The sequence below is a fragment of the Microcoleus sp. M2_D5 genome (assembly GCF_036701935.1).
GTDB lineage: Bacteria > Cyanobacteriota > Cyanobacteriia > Cyanobacteriales > Microcoleaceae > Microcoleus.
Genome location: NZ_JAUBRP010000043.1, coordinates 27,850 through 46,650 on the forward strand (window position 1 = coordinate 27,850; position 18,801 = coordinate 46,650).

General features: G+C 45.4%; 8 protein-coding genes. 2 read left to right on the forward strand and 6 right to left on the reverse strand.

The genetic code is table 11. From position 1 onward, the window contains the following. Genes dpdH through dpdE form a run of 4 tightly spaced genes read right to left on the reverse strand, consistent with a single transcriptional unit; the run spans position 1 to position 9,906 of the window. Entirely contained in the window at positions 1-3,111 is a 3,111-nt protein-coding gene (gene dpdH / locus QUA50_RS18400; protein ID WP_333262905.1) for a protein DpdH, read from the reverse strand. After that, a complete protein-coding gene (gene dpdG, locus QUA50_RS18405) occupies positions 3,108-3,995 on the reverse strand; it encodes a protein DpdG (RefSeq protein ID WP_333265455.1) in 888 nt (295 codons plus the stop codon). Before dpdG ends, dpdH begins: the two co-directional genes overlap by 4 nt. After that, positions 3,992-6,538, reverse strand: coding sequence for a protein DpdF (dpdF, locus tag QUA50_RS18410; protein ID WP_333265453.1), 2,547 nt, complete (start codon positions 6,536-6,538; stop codon positions 3,992-3,994). Before dpdF ends, dpdG begins: the two co-directional genes overlap by 4 nt. Next, a complete protein-coding gene (dpdE, locus tag QUA50_RS18415; protein ID WP_333262896.1) occupies positions 6,538-9,906 on the reverse strand; it encodes a protein DpdE in 3,369 nt (1,122 codons plus the stop codon). Before dpdE ends, dpdF begins: the two co-directional genes overlap by 1 nt. 296 nt (positions 9,907-10,202) lie before the next feature. Here dpdE and QUA50_RS18420 point away from each other — a divergent pair, with 296 nt between their 5' ends. Further along, positions 10,203-10,982: an ABC transporter ATP-binding protein gene (locus tag QUA50_RS18420; protein ID WP_333265451.1), complete on the forward strand. Its 780-nt coding sequence runs from the start codon at positions 10,203-10,205 to the stop codon at positions 10,980-10,982. 218 nt (positions 10,983-11,200) lie between these two features. Here the strand turns inward: QUA50_RS18420 and QUA50_RS18425 are convergent, their stop codons facing one another. Continuing rightward, a complete protein-coding gene (locus QUA50_RS18425) occupies positions 11,201-12,061 on the reverse strand; it encodes a PEP-CTERM sorting domain-containing protein (RefSeq protein WP_333265449.1) in 861 nt (286 codons plus the stop codon). A gap of 317 nt (positions 12,062-12,378) precedes the next feature. Here QUA50_RS18425 and QUA50_RS18430 point away from each other — a divergent pair, with 317 nt between their 5' ends. Continuing rightward, positions 12,379-13,086, forward strand: a complete 708-nt coding sequence (locus tag QUA50_RS18430) for an ABC transporter ATP-binding protein (RefSeq protein WP_333129289.1) — start codon at positions 12,379-12,381, stop codon at positions 13,084-13,086. A gap of 78 nt (positions 13,087-13,164) precedes the next feature. On the opposite strand, the gene QUA50_RS18435 is transcribed toward QUA50_RS18430, so the two are convergent. Next, positions 13,165-18,657, reverse strand: a complete 5,493-nt coding sequence (locus QUA50_RS18435; RefSeq protein WP_333265447.1) for a response regulator — start codon at positions 18,655-18,657, stop codon at positions 13,165-13,167. Between the last annotated feature and the right edge of the window lie 144 nt (positions 18,658-18,801).

Here is an 18,801-nt window from a genome sequence, read left to right on the forward strand (position 1 = left end):
TTATCTATCTTTAATGTCAGTAATTAGATTTCGCAGTTTAGCCAATCCATCTTGAATAGCCCTATGGCAAGATTCTACTGTTGCACCACCGGACACTTCTAAAACTTCAATTTGGTTATTCACCTCGGTTATAGAAGCCTCAAGAAAATTGTTAGTGCTGCCGACAAATTCGGAAGCCTCTGTCATGGCTTTTTGATGATTTTCGCTGAGATACTTAAGCAACTTCCCCGGTTTACTATCGGGATTATTTTTCTCAGTTTGCACGCGCTTCATTGTTTCTAAATAGCTAGAAAGCCCAACTCGTTTAAACTGTTCCAATACAGATGTTAGGTCATCGACACTCTTTCTGCCTCGAAATACACCAGCTTGTGTCGAGCGACCGATCGCCCGCTTTACTAAATCGGTAACATCTTTTTTCTTGATGTCTTCCCCTAATTCAGCTACTAGAAAATTATAAACAGCAAGTTGGCGATCGCACTCTTCCTGAATCGCTTTTTCTAGCAGTTCATCCGCAGCTTGACGCGCCTTATTAATTTCGGGAAACTTTTCTCGAACATCTGGCGGAATTTTAGATTGAGGTTGCCAAGATTTGCTAACCTGTTTCAATGGGTCGAGGATTTGTACAACATCAATAATCTGAAATTGTTTAGAACTTCCTTTTGTGCAGGCCGTGCGACTTTTAACAATTTCTAGTAAAGCCTCGCGGTGGTTTTGTAAGCTATTAAATAGCTTTTTCCAGCTAGCTGAACGAGTTTCTAAATCTTTTGCTTCTAAATCGAGAAACAAACTATTAATCAAATCTTCAATCGAATTTGTAGGATGTCCGGCCATTGTTGCTGCGATCGCCAGTAGCTCAACAGCAGCAGGGACAGGGTTCCAGGGTTCCCCAGACTCGCGGGGATACAGGCGAATTTGCTCAACTACATACTGACTCCATCTTTCCAGTTGTTTGGCGTAGGTGCGGAAGTAGCGAGCTCCATCGGGGAACTTCCAATGCTTGTAATGGCTGTATTGCAACATACCTTGAAAGGCGATCGCCGTTTCCCGAAACTCATCTGCATCATCAGGATTCAGAGGAAGAGATAGTTTAACTCCCGAAATCGTCTCCCTCGTCACTTTTGGACTAAAAAAAGTAATATTTCTGCTTTTAAAATATGTCGTCCCACTACTAGCAAAAACCCCCTTAAGCAGCATTTCCGTATCCCATTCGAGCCGCTCGCCGATAGCTGAGTAAATCAACGGCCGCAGTTCCCCAGCGATATCTTGCGGGAGAAATTCTTGATTGTTCCACCTATCAAGAATTTCTTTTTGCCTAGTCAGCTTGTCGGGAACTTGTCCGGCTGCTGTCAGATTTTTTTTAGTGTGAGATTGTGACTCAACTTGATACTTACTAACAGAAGACCTAGACTCTTTAGCACCCGAAATAGATGATGATTTTTTTGTAGGCTGAACCTTCACCCCCAGCGCCGGAATATCAAATGCAGAGTGAACTTCTGGGTGCAAATCGCAAAGCTCGTTACTATCCGTCCACAAATCTAGGAGAATCTGGCGGCGATTGCAATTTTCTGGATCTTTCGCTTGAATATCTCCCTGAACAATTGCACTCAGCCGCATCTTGCCAAAGTGTTCTCGCACAGAAATAGCAGGAAACTCTCCGCCCTCGATATCAGCAGCAGAATTTTCTAGCGTCCACTTAAGAACATCTTTAATCAAAATCCGAGGGTTAAAATTGCCGGGATTGACTCTATAAAGCATTTGTTCTAATCCTTCAGGCGTAAAAGGATACAAACCAAAACCGTCTGCTTCTGAAAAACCTGCATGACAAGCTAATTTATGTTCGCATTCATTGCAAGCACTAGGTAGAGATTCTCGATCCGCACCTTCGCGATTGCGAGAGTCAGCCCACCAATTTTGAATTGTTTTATCCTCCAAACGCACGGCGTTGAGATATCGACCCACAAATTGTTTGATATCTGCATAATTCACTAAAGATTGTTCGCCAACTGTGCCAAGGTCAAGATTAACGCTAAAAGTAATCCGCTGTTTTACAGTATCTAACCTCAAACTGTCAAAATAGCCCGTAGTACAAGCTAGCGCCGTTCGGATCGCGCACAAATGTTTGCCACCCGCTTGTTGAGGTCGCGCTAAAACTGCTTCTAAAACTTCGCGATCGATGCCTTGCAATTTAGCAAAATCTTCAATCAGCAAAACTAACTCTATTCCTTGTTGGGCTAAAGTTTCGCGAACTTCCCCCATCAATCTTTGTAAATCTTCCCGCCCCAAGCTCAAAACCTGAGCTATGGCTTCATCTAAATGTCGGTTCAACCAATCTACAGTTGCCCTTTGAATATCCTCATCGCCGATGAGTAAGCTATAAAATTCCCGCGCAGACTGCCCAGCTTTTTGCAAGTTTAAAACATTGAGAGGCAAGTCATTTAGCGAAAAATGCCTCCGTTCTTCCACAACTTCTACCGTATCTCGCTGTCCGAGAATGTGGATAACTAATTGATGGATAATACCCCCATCCTTTAGCCAGTATTCTTTTCGGAAAAATGGATCGTATAGGAAAGAATCAACAGCACCAACTAGGTAATCTTCCACGTCCGACAGTTTTGTGCGATCGCCCCGACCATTTGGGCCAACAGCAGCCGCAAGCTGATTCAGCAGTTGTTCCCGCGCTTGTGCTTCAGTCAAGGTGCTAGTGGCTCGATTTAAACGCTGCCGGTATTCATCGAAGGTTGCTCCTGCCATCCCTTCTAATATTAAACTGAGAATATCTTTGAGATTCGTTCCAATTTTGGGTATGAGCAAAACTCGGCGCTTTTGGGTCGATTCAATATTCGCAGCTAGCCAGCGAATCAGGTGAGATTTTCCCGTCCCAGAACTGCCTAAAACTGGCACGAAAGCGAAATCTTTTTCAGCGAGAAAGTCTTTCAGAAATTGTTCCTCACTGTAGGGAACTCGCGACGGTGCATCGATAAGTTCCTGGCGGTACATGGCAATTGGATGGTGAGTTGCCAGAAATATACTATCTGGAGTTTGCGTAGCCTCCACACCCATTACGCGGCGAACGCGATCGACATCCCAGCAAACAAACTTTGTAAAAGTCATTGTTCTATCCCCGTCCAAATAATATGAGAAAATCCTGCTTCTTTGTCTCCACTTGGAAAGATGAATAAATCGGCATCCGACTCTTTTACAAGCTGGATGCAACCATCATCATGAAGGCGGAATAAGGCAAAAGCCGTGCTAGTTGATAAGTGATTTGGTAAGCGACCACCAATTTTTTCTTCAACCTGTTCTCGAAATTTGCCTGTTTCAAACAGAGGACATTTTTTAGCTAGGCGATCGATAAAATCTCGAATTGAAAGTTTAGCTTTTGCTTCTCCTTGAAATAAATCCTTTAAATTTCGTCTGAGATAAGCAGTTGGCTCAGCCACAACAAGTTTTTTGTTTGAATCTGAAGCATGGCTCCAAGCAAACCCTAAATAACACATCCAGTCCTCTACTTGACCAGACAGAGTATTGCTGGATATTTTCAAATCTAAAGACTCAGCAACTCCCTGCTCTGCGACAAGCTTTTCTACTTTTTCCCATGTATCGGGAGCCTCATAAATATCCTGTGCTAAATACCATGCTATTAACCGACCTAAATCTTCTTCATCTTTGTTATCAGCAGCAAATAATAGCTCTATCAGCGTATCGGGCAACAATTTATCACCTGTCTGAAGATGTCGAGATGCTTCGGGAAGCTCAAAATTTATAGCAATATCCTCATTGTCTGCGATTAATAAGCCACACTTGATACTTTCTCGCAGTGCAGCATCAAACATCGGATGTTCGGCACTTTTGTTTCTCCCTTCTGACAATTGATCGGGAGAAAGCAGCCGAGTGAGTTTTTCCTTGTTTTCGCGCTGTTTGGGTGCTTGAAGTAAATATCTAAATATTCCTCGCATTCTGCTAGGAGTAGCCAAAGCAGTTTTTAAGACGCTCATAAATTAACCTCCCTGCAAAACTGGTTAAACATCAAGTATCTGCCTGAAAAAATCTCGATCAGCTTGCGGTCATTGCGACTGGGATCGGGTGTATCTACAGGAAGCATGATAATCAACGGCGCGTCAGAAGTTCTGTTGAGTGACAGATAGTTGTGAGGGATAGCCTTTCCGGGCGGATGAAATATCAGGGTGGGAATGCGCGGCATCAGCATGGGTTCGTATTTTCCAAACAAAAATATACAAGCATCGGCAATTCCATTTGTTTCTGCTATCAATATACTCTGAAATTCATCGGTCACCACCAGATTATTAATTCCCTGCTCGATTAACCAGTTAAAAATTTTAGAGCTTTGGAGTTTCCAGCTTTGAGATTCAAGAGACTCATAGAAAACGAGCATTAACTTATCTTCTCCCAGCAAGGATTTGAGTTTTTCACCTACAAAAAACTTCGGTTTTTGCCATACAGGTAATGGCGCGGGTATAATTCCCGAAAACTCTGGTTCCCTGTTTTTTCTGCAAACAGGACATCCACCGCAAGTACGAGAAACTATCACCTGTTTTCTCGGTTCTGGGACTACACGGGCGGGAATAGTGTAAGCTTCAGCAAAGATTTCGGAAATACAGCGTTCCGGCCGCAAAAACTCGCGCATTAATTGCAGGTTTTTATAGCTCCAGTTTTGGCGCTGTTGGCGAATTGGCTCTACTTTATGTTCCCAAGTTTGACGGTTGAGGTGCGATTCATCTCGGATGCGGATACACCGGGACTTTCTGTGCAGTTCCCAAGCTTCGTTATAAGCTGCTTCCGATTTAAAATTTCTTCTTCGCGGCGGTTCATCGGCATCAATATCGATTAAACCCGATCGACTCATCAGCGTTAAAGTGCGGATGTTCCAAGCCTGATTCTGTTGGCTGTTCATGTCAATGTCTCCTGGTTGTAAGGATGGAGGAATATTGACGGGAACGCGAAACCGCCCACCGGGAAGAATTTCTTTCCTCAAAAACATACTTTTCCACCGCTGAAATCCCCGATCGATCGTTATGGCAGATTTGTCATTAAGCGATTTTGCAATGTCTAAGTCTTGAGTGGTATGTAAGGTGAGCGATATTGCTGCTTTGCCGTCTCGACCTCCTCGACCCACTTCTTGATAAAAGCGATCGATAGTTTCTGGGATGCAGACATGAAGCACGGCTCGAATATCTGACTGATCCACGCCCAATCCGAAGGCAGAAGTAGCAACAACTATATCAACTCGTCTCTCGCGCAAATTTTCAATCAGTTGAGAGCGTTCTTCTGAACTGGATTCCCCGGTCATCATCGCACACCGTTTGAATCCAGCCAACAATAACTCCTGTTTCCATCGATTCACATCTTGGCGCGTTGTGGCGTAAATAATCAGAGGGCGGGGAAGATGATAAACTGCTTCAATTAATCGCTGTTTCCTGATTTCTTCACTTTGACACCAAGCAAACCAATAAGACGGTTCCGGTCGCAACTGTACGGCAGATATCACTTGAAAAGTGCCGGGTTTACCAAATAAAGTTTCTAGGGTATCTAAACAGGATTCTGTTAAGGTTGCAGTCAGCAATAAAGTTGTAAAAGAAGTCCAGCGCAGCAAATCTCTTCGCAAACCTGGGAGTTCTTGAAAAGCGGGGCGGAATTCATCGCCCCACTGTTCGACGATATGCGCTTCATCTATTACGAAATACCGCAGCATTTCTGATTTTGCGGCTTCGTAAAGAGCAGGTGCGAGAGAATTTATCAAGCTTTCGGGTGAGGTGAAAACGATGCGCTGAGTGCCGTTGCGGATGCGATCGCGAATTTCCTGCCGTCTCTCTTGTCCTTGCCCAAACTCGTCGCCATAATAGGCAGTGGCATGATTCACAAAAGGTTTTAAAGCTCGTTCCTGGTCAATGGCTAGTGCTGTAGTTGGCACTACAACAACTGTTACACCAGCATTTTGCGATCGCACCAGCGCCGGCAGTTGAGCGCAAAGGCTTTTCCCCGATCCAGTAGGCAGGTTAATGGCGAGTGTCGAATTGTCAGGAGCCGTCAAAACAGCCCGAATTGCTTCACGTTGCCCTACACTCCGATACTTCTGCAAATTCACCAATTCTAGAAACGGATCTCCCTCTACTGGCTCGTAATTGCGGCGTTTTTTCTCATCAAATACGGGTTTGTCTGGGGGATATTGTTGGGAAAAATCTAGCCAATCAGGCTGCCAAGGATGAGCGCTAATCAGATAGTAATCCGCACGTTCGCTCAAAATATCGATACCGCTTTGCTGCCACATTTCGCGATCGGGAAAAAGAGAAGTCCGAGGTACTTTCAAAGTTGGGGGTATCCCGCCCTTTTGCTCGTATTCCCGCCGCAGAACCTGACGGATCAGAGCCGCAATATCTCCCATTCCCGGCGCATAAGAAGTTTCCGCAGCACCCAAAGTTTCCCGCAAGCGCTTGTAACAGGCTTCTGAAAACTGACTTGTATCGGCAGGAATCTTACCTGTTTGGAGAATTTCTCTGAGCTTTTGAAAAGAATCAGCCATCACTCATCTCCCCCTTCCTGAGATTCAACCGGAGGTCGCCCAGAAACTACAATGAATCCTACAGAATCAAGCTTGGTTCGGGGATAGCGAATCCCTTCTAACATAGCTTGACTTAACGCAGTTTCTATGTTAAGTTCCTTGGCTAGTAAAGAATGCGAAGTTTGTGCGCTTTCAGCCAGTCGGTTGAGGCGCAGCCGCAGTTGGTCTAGTCTATTTCCTAGTTTCTGGTCAGCGATTCGGGCGCGCTGTTCGCAGAGTTCGATGAAAGAAGTGCGATCGCGCAGCAGTATTTCCGAAGTCTCACGCGCCTGACTGCACAAATCACGCCACTTACTCTCATCAACAAACTCATTGAGAACCGATAATCGACTTTTTGCTAAATTATAATCTCGGCAGGGATGAGAACTTTTACCCTTGTACGAACCTTGGAGAATCTTCAAAACAGCTTCATCTTCAACAATGCTCATTGGTTCGTAGCGAGCATCAATAAAAATTGTCTCTAATATCGGAGGAAATAACGCATCAGCGCGCCGTTTCACAGATACAAATCTACTTCGCTCCAGCTCAAAATCTGTTAAAACTTGCTGGGCTAATTCCAAATCAGCCTCGACTACATAATTAAAGCGAAAACCGAACCATTCCATCCCTTCTCCAGCATCCCAAGAGCGATCGCACCGCCACATCGCAAAGGATTGACCTCGGTCATCCCAATGAATGTAAGATGCTAGCGCTTCCACAAATCCTTCCCCAATACGGTAGAGATTGACACCAGGATGTTGAGTTGATATTCTCCGGTTATAAGTACCAGATAGTTCTCTACAATCGGCAAAGTGAGTTCTTAGATCGTGAACGGGAATTAAAGTGCGCGCAGTATGTTGATAATGCTGCACTTTTTCTAAATTCAGATCGTCAATTGCCTTGAATAGTAGCGCTTGACAAATCCAGTCTTCAGTTGCTCGTTTGATTTCCTGATGGCGAGCGTCACAATCATCTAAAGCTTTAAAATATTCGGTAGCAGTTTCATCCCGAGCATCAATTTCATCTAAAGCGTTTTGTTCGCTAATTTTAACTTGTTCCCCAGCGATTCCTTCCCGGATTGACTCGATTTTTTCTAAGAGTCCGCTAGCACCAGATTGAAACAGCACTGTTTCCAGTTCCGGCAGTTTTTCATCTACATAAAACTGAAGGCTGGCAATTGATTGATTAAAAATGCCGAAACCATCTTTTAATAATTCATACCAAGCACTGTGAGGGCTATCCTCTAAGTCTGCACCCGCAAATAGTGTAAGCTGAACATTTATCCGGCGACCAATGCGATCGATCCTGCCAATCCTTTGTTCTAAACGATTTGGCGACCAGGGAATATCGAAATTAATCATCCAATTCACAAATTGGAAGTTGCGGCCTTCTTCACCAGAGGAATCGCACACTAGGATAAAACAATTGGGGTCATTTTTAAAGCGAGCGAGGTTTTTTTCAACATCAGAGCGTTTCATCCCTAATTGATGGCTAGCTACAGTTCCGCTACCGAAAGTACCTGATAAGCACCGGACAATCTCAGCGCCGGTTTGAATAAAACTGGTGAAAATGATAACTTTTGGTAGGGTATCTCCCGGTATCGGGCGGCGAATTCGCTGCTGCACCTGTTCCAGCAATCTATCAAGGTTGCTGCGATAAGATTGAAGTTTCAAACATTCTGACAGATGATAAAGTAGAACTATCTTGAGTAATTCGATGCGATCGCCTTCTGAAGAAGGTTCTTGAATAATTCGCTGCAAAGATTGCATAATTTCTGCTTCTCCTGAAAATTGAGGGGTTTCCGTCAAAATTCTGGCGCTATCAATCCCAAACTCCTGAATGATGTCAGGATGGGAGATACAACTTAAACGGACTGCAACTATCTGTTGTAAGATTCCCAGCCAAGTACCAGCAGCACGGAATAAAAGCAGGAAAAGGTGCTGATATTGTTGTTCTTTGGGGGCGACGGTGCGCCATTCGTCGATGAGTTCGTGAATTTGGGGCGATCGCTCATCTAAGTCATACTCTACTTTTGGTGTCACATTTCGGGCAAAAATTACATCTTCCACCGCAGCGCGACGGTTGCGGAGCATTCGACGGTGTAACCGATAGGTGTCGCTGATGTGGGTGCGAATCGATCGCACAATTCGATCTCGATCGGCGGGGAGTGTTTCTGGAGAAACCAAACAATTTTGTAATTCGTCTACGAGATTTAGCAGATATTTATCTTCAGCAAAAAGGTTTCGCAGTTGGTTGAGGTTAGTTTTAAGCACAAACGGATTTGCTTTCTCTTTAAATGAGAGTAAAACTCGACCAATTTGTTGGCGGTTTTTCACCCTCGCACGAAAACCTTCTAAATCATCAAGCTGGTAGGTGATCGGATCGAGTAGGTGCAGCATCGCCAGGAAATCTTGCTCGTGATTGAGAACTGGAGTTGCAGATAATAGAAGTAGGCGATCGCTTTTATGAGCGAGGTGTTTGCAAGTCTGGAAACGCCTGCGCTGTATCGAATCTGAAGAGGTCGCCATTGCTGCAATATGATGTGCTTCATCTAAAATCAGGAAGCCCAAATCGGCATTCGGGCTGACTCGATCGACATCCTCTACTGCAAGTACCTGGACACGATTGTCCAAGTCAGAGAGATAGAATTTATGTTCTAATTCTTGAAGCCACTGTTCCCGCAGGTATTGCGGTACAAGCACCACTGCACGTCCCTGCGGTTGATCGAGGAGATACTGGCGAAGAATAGCACCTGCTTCGATCGTCTTTCCCAGTCCAACTTCATCAGCTAAGAGGTAACGTTGAATGGGGTCTTCGAGTACGCGGCGGACAACTTCAACTTGATGAGGATAAAGGTCAATATTGGCAGAAATCAGCCCTGTCATCCCGCGACTGACAGCGCGTTGTTCGATGAGACACTGGACAAAAGCTAAACGTCGATCGTGAAAGTAGGGCGTTTCCTGACCTTTCATCGCTAGAGTTTCGATGGGGTCATCGATGGGTAGGTTGCAACGAACGTAAATTTCCTGTTCAGCAACTAATGCTATCTTTTTATCGGGTAGGTCGATTCGATACTGACCTTTGTCTTCGTCCCAGTCAAAAATTCGGCCAATTATCCATGTATCCTGGCTTTCTGGCTGGATGTAGCATCGTGTCTGAGGCGGGAGTTGAACTCTATAAAGCGAAGTTAAGGGTAAGGTTTTTTCAAGGCGTTGCCCAATTGAGCAGAAGTATTCAACTGTTGCTGTAGAGTAAGATATCTCGGTAACTTTTCCGATTCCGAAGTCGTTGTTTGGCGATTTTTCTGCGGAGACGCTTCGCGATCGCACCAGCAAACCAAGCTTTATCATAGTTCCGGCCTCTACATTCCCTCTTACTAGAGTAGTCCATACCCATGAAAAACTAGCAGTGTAATTTAATTTTCCACCCTTTTTGTCCTTACACTCAAGGGGAAACCTTAAACCGAAACGCAGTCATGAAGCTTAGCCCAAGACTTTCTGTAACGCATTCCGATCCCCAAATCTTTCCCTGTGGTAACGAGCATCCCACCACAGCCAAGCTGACGCACTTTAACAGAGCCGATTTGGTATTATTATATAGAATCCGAGCTATAACCGCTTAACTAATATTAGGAATCACAACCAAAATGTCACTATTAGAAGCACAGCAACTTACAATGCGATTCGGTGGTTTGACTGCCGTCAACCAGGTTAGTTTAACCTTGGAAAAAGGATCGATCGCCAGTTTGATCGGCCCCAACGGTGCGGGCAAAACTACTTTTTTTAATATGCTGACGGGTATCTACAAACCGAGTGGGGGACAGTTGGTACTTGAAAATAAAAATATCACGGGTTTGCCGCCCGATCGCCTGACAACTTTCGGCATTGCTAGAACTTTTCAAAATATCCGCTTGTTTAACAACATGACTGTGCTGGATAATGTTTTAGTAGGTAGACACTGCCGATTAAAAACAGGTTTGTTGGGTGCAATCCTCCGCAGTCCGGCTGTGATTGTAGAAGAGCGGGAAGCTAAGAAAAAAGCCTTGACTATGCTTGATTTTGTCGGTTTAGGTGCTGCTAAAGCGTCGGAGTTGGCAAAAAACCTTTCCTACGGCGACCAGCGCAGATTGGAAATTGCGAGGGCTTTGGCTTCCGATCCGAAAGTGTTGCTTTTGGACGAACCTACTGCGGGGATGAACCCGAACGAAACGGCTGATTTAACTCGCTTTATTTACCGAATTCGCGATGAGTTGAATTTGAGTATTTTGCTGATTGAACATGATATGAAAGTGGTAATGGGAATTAGCGATCGCGTGAGTGTTATGGAGTACGGTACTAAAATTGCTGAGGGAACTCCCGATCAAGTTCGCGCCGATCCTCGCGTGATTGAGGCATATTTGGGAAAAGAAGAAGATGGACATGGATAGTATAGAATAACTAGATAGGCGACTTCTTATTAAAGAAGTCGCCTATCTAACAGCGATAGTTGACATACTTAGGGATGAGAATTAAATAAAATCCACTTTTCATGACTGTTGTGGGATGGGCCTGAAAGCCCGCCCAGAAAGGACGGGCTTTCAGGCCCATCCCACAATAAAAAAGGGAAATTATTTAATTGACGATCCTTAGATGTTTTGGATCGTTCCTAAACTTTTGATTTAACTTCAGAGAATTGATTCTTAAATTTTCTCCCCTTGACCAGGAAACCGAAAAATAGGGCAGTGCCTAATATAGTAGTAGGTTCTGGAACTGGTTCGGCTTTGGAAAGTGGTTGCGCTTGTGCCACTGCCATATTGTTCTTAACTTCTACTAATCTTAAATTAGTGGTGCTGTCAAAAGTCCGCGAATACACTCCCGAAGTATACAAACTCAGGCTTTTTGTATTACCTTCAGCCAAAAAAGCAAAATTAATTTGTGTGGGATTAAAGTTTCCGGCGAGGTTGTATGACAAACTCAATTCCGGGGCTTTAAAAGAGTGCAAACCGATCCCAAGTTCAAAGGATTCTAAAAGAATGTTAGAAACAGTGTCAATTAATGAAAAAGATATGCTGCTTTGGGCGCTAGCCCGTTCTAATTGGCTATTACTAACAGATGTAACAAGATGTAAAAGAGTCTGAACAGTGAAGGAAAAAGTTTCTCTCGCATTAATAGAGAAGTCGCCGAACACTGCTGCTTGACTTTGGGCTACACCCAAATAGTTATTCCCGCTGCCTGTGACTTCACTTTGCGAGAGATTTGTTGCCAGCAATTCGTGACAGTTAGATATAAAAAATGCCTCAGCGTTCGCTTGGCTAATGACTGCACCGCTGTTAGCTATTGTCTGAGTGTTAGTATTAGTAGATGTACCTCTGTCAGTCGGGGTGTGACTGAAGTTGTCAATCGTTACTGCTGCGGCAGAACCGGCTATTGTGGCAGCACGGCTGGGCGCAATACCTACACTCAAGCTGGTTACTAAAGGAGTTGCTAATAAAAATGCGATCGCTCCACTAATGTGATTGAATTTCATGGTAAATTTCCTTAAATTTGAAACATTTTAAGTGCTGTTATTGGTAACTTGTAGCGGTTGGTTTCGCTTACGTATCAATGCTACCTATTTACTTAGAGATTTTTGTAAAGCTACTGTCAAGAAATCGTATTTTTAAGTAAAAATTATGTAAAGTCGATCGCCACAGCTACTAAAAATACATTGTATGGGAGCTTGGGCGGGTCTCGATCTAAGTAAAATTACTGTTTACTATAGAAAAGCTTGATTTTAAATAAATGCAATAAAATTTTATAATTAGTCGGGATAATATAAAAAGGCACAAAGCAGAAAGAGTAATCATGTTAGAAATTAAAGACATTCACACCTACTACGGAAATATCCACGCTCTCAAAGGAGTATCGCTAACAGTCTCGCAGGGAGAAGTTGTGACATTAATCGGCAGCAACGGGGCGGGGAAAACGACGACTCTCCGCACGATTCAAGGACTGCTGCGCCCGCGAATCGGCACTGTATTATTTGAGGGAAAGCCTTTAGAAGCACTATCTACAGAGGCGATCGTCCGTTTGGGGATTTCTCAAAGTCCCGAAGGGCGGTTGATTTTTCCGCGCATGACGGTGCAAGAAAACCTGGAAATGGGTGCTTATCTCCGCAACGATACTCTCGGTATCAAGTCGGATATGGAAAAAGCATTAAATTTATTTCCCCGTTTGCGAGAAAGAATTAGTCAAAAAGGAGGAACTCTCAGCGGCGGGGAACAGCAAATGTTGGCGATCGCCCGGGCTTTGATGTCGCGCCCCCGCTTGTTATTATTGGACGAGCCGAGTATGGGATTGGCACCGATGTTAGTCAGTCAAATTTTTGCGATCGTCCGCGATATTAATGCTGAAGGAACAACTATTTTGCTGGTGGAACAAAACGCCCGCATGGCTTTAAGTGTAGCCCACCGCGGCTATGTCATCCAAACTGGTCAGGTTGTAGTCGCTGGTACTGCTAGTGATTTGCAGTCAAATGAAACTGTTCGCAAAGCCTATTTAGGTGAAAGTTAAATAACTATTCTGGTAATCGGTAATCGGTAATCGGTAACGGCAATTCCCCATTGGCAATTACCAATTACCAATTAGCAATTACCCTATTTGCGATCGCAACTTCCCCGTTTCCAATTCCGTCTCAAAAGCCGCCCGCACCTTTTCCCACTCCGCTTGGGCTTCCAACAGGCGATCGCGCGCCGTACTCACATCAAAAACCTGTTCCCCTCCAGACTCAACCGCCAAGCGACCCATATACTCCAACTCCTTGCAAACTGCAGAAAAAGACACAGCTCCTAAATTGGCGCTGCTCGACTTCAGCGTGTGAGAAGCCAGCTTCAAACTATCAGCATCGCCGAGAAAAATAGCCTCCTTAATAGTTTCTAAATGTTGCGGTGCGTCTACCAAATATATCTTAATCAGTTCCCCCAAAAAATCCGGGTCTTCCTCATCGTCTAGCTCGCGGAGATTTTGCAAAATATGAAAATCAATCGGCGAATTCGCTCCAGGTTGAACGCTCGAAGATGCCGCAGCATCACTGTCAATGCGATTAGAAATATCTTGATTCTTTTCCTCTGTTACCGCATCCAATTCATCCCGAATCAGAGGTGAGCACTTGCTCAAGGCGATCGCCAACTCTTCCCGGCGTACCGGCTTAGTAATATAATCGTCCATACCTGCTTCCAGACACTTTTCGCGATCGCCCTGCATCGCATTAGCAGTCATCGCAATAATTCTCGGCTTCTTCTTAGCAGGCCATTCCTGACAAATGCGGCGCGTCGCTTCCAACCCATCCATGTTCGGCATCTGCACATCCATCAGCACAACATCGTAAGATTGCCGCTTCAGCGCCTCCAAAACCTCCAACCCATTAGCCGCAATATCAGCCCGATATCCTATCCTGTCGAGTAAATGCGTAGCGACTTTTTGATTCACCACATTGTCCTCAGCCAGCAAAATCCGAATCTGACTAGAATTAGCTGCATCCTGTCCGGCAGAATTCGCCGCAACCTGCCTCAAAACAGCAGGCGTCCGCTGCACGCGGTGCTGTTCTTGAGAATTTTCAAAATACTTCAATCCCGAAGTCACAGTCACCACATTTGAAACTTCTCCCCTGCCGCTTCTGCCAGTAACATATCCAAAAACTTGCAGCAACACATTATAAAACTGGGACTGTTTTAAAGGCTTAGTTAAAAAAGCCGAAAAATGTACTTCTGTAGTTTCAAGTTTTTTCCAAACTTCCGCCTTACTTAAATAAGTAAACAGCACCAAAGGCAGTGCTATTTTGCGAGGGTTGTTAACGATGACATTCGGATTTTGACCGTCGCCGCCCGACAAATTGCTCAGCTCAATTTTCCGAATCTCCACAGCCAAAGCCACACCGTCCATATCTGGTAGATTCATCGCCAAAATAGCTAAATCGAGCGGCGAGTTTCCTTTGATGATTTCCAAAGCCTCAGCACCCGAAGTTACAGCCACGGGTATCATTCCCCAAGACTCTGCCTGCCGGATCAAAACTTGCCGGTTAATGGCATGATGCTCAACAATTAACAAGCGCTTACCAGCGGCAAATTCGGGTCTTTTTTCCTCAGCCCGGATGTCATTCGCTTCAGCAGTCACCGTGAAATAAAAAATCGAACCCGAACCCGATATCGACGGCGGAGTAAATTCTGCAGGCGACCTTCCAGCGATACTTTGTCCGATCGCAGAAACGGCCGCTTGAGACTTAGAACTTGCCGGACTTACCTGGCTGACAACCCACATTGTACCGCCCATCATATCGCTCAAACGCTGGCTGATAGCCAGCCCCAAACCCGTTCCGCCGTAATGTCGCGTTGTCGAAGCATCCACCTGCGAAAAAGCTTTAAACAGGCGATCCATCCGGTCTGGCGGAATGCCAATTCCCGTATCTTGGACAGCAAATTGAATCTCGTATTGTCTGCTACGTGCCAACTCTCCCCGGTTAATTGCTAGCGGTTGTGGATCTAGAATATTAATTCTATCTGGCGAACTCTTAGCAGCTACCTGTTCAATTTGCCTCGCCGTACAGCACACCACAATTTCTCCAGATTCTGTAAACTTAACTGCATTGCCCAGCAGATTTACCAAAATTTGGCGCAGCCTCGTGACATCTCCTAAAATGTTTTTCGGAACAGAATCATCTATAAAGTAAGCTAGCTCTAAACCTTTTTCTGATGCTTTCGGAGCAAGCAATTCCAGAGATTCTTCTATACAGTTTTGCAGCTCGAAGGGGCTGCGTTCCAAATCCAATTTTCCAGATTCAATCTTAGAGAAGTCGAGAATATCGTTAATAATAGTCAGCAAAGCATCGCCGCTGGTACGAATTGTCTCCACAAAATCCCGCTGTTCTGGAGTTAGTTCCATATCCAGCAGCAAGCCCGTCATCCCGATTACCGCATTCATCGGAGTGCGGATTTCGTGACTCATCGTTGCTAAAAATTCGCTTTTAGCTCTGTTAGCAACTTCCGCGGCTTGTCGGGCGTGCTCCAAAGCTTCATTTTGCTCTGCCAACTGTCGCTGTCGCTGAACTTCCGTTTCTAAAAGTTGTGCTTGAGCTAAGGTAATGCCAACTTGAGCGGCAACATCTTCTAACAGTTCAATTTCGTCGGGATTCCACTGGCGAGTTGCATCGCACTGGTGCAAAGTAATAATTCCATTTGGTTCTCCTTGATAGGAAGTGCGAACAGCCAACATAGATTTTAATCCGATGCGGCGGCACATCGGCCCCGAAGATTCCAGCAAAGGATCGGCAAAAACATCGGGGGACGCCAGGGCTATATCTTCAGCGAGGAGTTTTTCTGTGTAGGGGTTATAAGTGACAGAAAGTTCTAAATCTAAAGCTGATTCGTGACCGGGTTCTAAGTATTCCGCGACGCAAGGAAGGTGGGGATAAGGTTCGGAAAGATATGTATGAATTGTACAGCGATTGACACCAAATACGCGGCCGATTTGGGTGGCGGTAGTCTGAAAAATTTCTTGAGTATCTAAGGTCGATCGCACTTTTTGAGTAATTTGTTTGAGTAGTAAAACGCGCTGGTACTGACGTTGCAAAGTTCGCTCTCGCTCTTCGCGGGCAATTTCTGCGCCGATGTAATTGCCCATCAACTTTAAAATTTCAAAATTAAGCGGTTTAAAAGGAGATTTAGTGGTGCCAGAAGTAAAGCTCAAAGTGCCAAAAATTCGCCCTTGCACTATTACCCTCGTCCCCACAAAAGCCTCCAACTTGCGGACGCTGTAAGCGGGGTGGTTGCGCCACTGAGTAGTGCCGGCTGATTCGACAGAAATAGGTTCGCTCGATCGCAAAACCTCTCGCTCAAAGGTTCTGCTCAAAGCAAAACCGTCTCCTTTAGCAAATCCAAAGGGAAAATCTTCCGGTACATAAGCCGCAATCACTTCGTAGCGATCGCCCAAAACCCTGCCCAACAGCCCGATATCCATCCCAAACTGACTGCAGCCCATTGCCAGCAACCGCATCGTTCGATCGTCAAAAGAGCCTTCCGAGCTCACCATTACCTCGTAGAGCGATCGAATTGCCCGCTCGCTTTCCCGCAGTTCCTCAACTCCTTCGAGGCGGTTGCAGACATCGTGCAAAGTCCCGAAAATTCCCGTTATTTCGCCTTGCGAAGTCCGCCGAACTTGGGCAAATAATTCTACGGAAACAAAGCCGGAATTACTGTGAATTCCCAAGGAGTTTTTCCCCGAAACCGACTTGGACTTAAATCGGAGTTCTCGCCGTTCAAATTCCGACTTCCCCGACAGCAAAGACTCCAATAAATTTGCACATTGCTCGCGCTCATCTGGATGCACCCACTCTAAAAAATTAGTTTGCAAACTTTCGGAAACCGAAAAATTCGTAATTTCCGTCCAAGCCTGGTTGAGAAATTTCCAAACCCCCGCCGCATCTATTTGGAAAATTACTGTTGCTTTCAAAGAGTCAAATAGTTGAAATTGATCCCGATCGCGATCGCGGTTTTTGACTTCAAACTCCTTGTTTAGAGTAATATCTGTATGAGTTCCTACTACCCGCAGCGGTTTGCCAGTAGCGCTGCGTAAAACTTGACCCCGGTTCAGCACCCAGACAGTGCTGCCGTCTTTACAGTACATCCGATATTCGGCTGCAAAATCCGGTGTCTTTTGGGCGAAGTGTTCTTCTAAAGCTGCCTTTACCGAGTCAATATCATCTCGGTGGATGCGACTCCACCATTCCGATCGGCGATTCGAGATTTCCCCTTCTTGGTAGCCCAGCATTTCTTGCCACCGCGCCGAATAAAAAAACTCATCTGTTTCGAGATTCCAGTCCCAAATCCCCTGATTGTTGACTGCCGGGGGGAGATTTTCCCGCTCTACGAAACTGTGGTGAGAAATTTCAGCCATCTCGTGGCTATTTGCTGCTGTCCGCTGTATTTCTGCTGAGAGTTTTTTGTATTGAGCGTTGCTAGATTCTAGCTGGCGCTGCAAAGCAATTAAGCCAGAATGCAGAGATTTGGAATCCAGCGCTTGTAAAAGGATAGTTTTAGGATTGATAATCCCGATCGGGTGATTTGTTTCGTTGATGACTAATAAAGGCAACTGGCAGTAGTGTTTTTGCAGCAGCGCGACGGCTGTTTCGAGGCTAGAGTGCGATCGCACCAGCGGCGGCGAACTGCTGCAAATTGCTCCGGCTTTAATTTTGTTAGAGTCTCTTCCCAGGGCCTGCAACTGCACGATATCCCGCGAACTTACCACGCCAATCAGTTTGTGAATGTTGGGATTTGTAAATTTGGAATTTTGAGCAGCAGCATTCGAGTGTCGATCGGGGGTTTCAGTGATTAATACATAACTAACATTGTGTCTAAACATCAGTTGCGCCAAATAGCGAACTGAAGAATTAGAAGGAGCGTGAATTATTCGCGAGGCTGCTATTTGAGGGATTTGATAAAGTTTAATTAAACTTGCGGGCAGCTCTAATTTATGATGCAGAATTGGCAGCGGAGGAGGGAACGCGAAAGCCGCAGGTAGCGAAGCGCTGCTAATTGCTTTTGGTGTCGATTCCCCAATTTCCTGCAACACTTGCACCAAGCTTTGAGAGCTAATTAAACCGACAAGTTCTTCCGCCTCGCTGACGACGGGCAAATGGCCGATTTGATTTTTTTCCAGCAGATTAGCTAAGGCAAAAAAGTCGGGAATTTCCGATTCTCGGGCTACAGTTACGGTTCTGATCATGATTTGCTCGATCGCAAATCCCCTCAAAGCAGCGCCGATCGAATTTAGCTGTACGACATCTCGCGCTGTAAAAATCCCCAGCACTGTCTGGCCGCCCGGATAGGGAGCTTTTGAGCCGTTGAGAGGCAGCCCGTTGCCTCCTGCGTGTAGCGCACGCGGTACACCGTTGTAGAAACCCGACTGTTCCCGCGATTGTGGGGAAGTCCCGTTTGTAGGATTTCCGAGTTGATAATTCCCGCGCGGTTCTACCACGAGGACGTAACTGGCTCCTGTGCTACTCATCAGCTCGATCGCCTTTTCTACGGGCGTCTCAGGGGTGACGGTGAGGGGATTGCGGTTGATGACCTGACTGAGGGAGGGAATAAACATCAGGGGGCATAAAAGTGATATTTGTTGGAAAAAGCCGATCGCGAGCAGCAGGTTGATTGAGAGGCTTTACCCGCGAGATTTCCAAGCGCGCTCAAAGTTTCTGTACGATTCAACTCACCCATACTTCCAGCATCTTGGCATTTA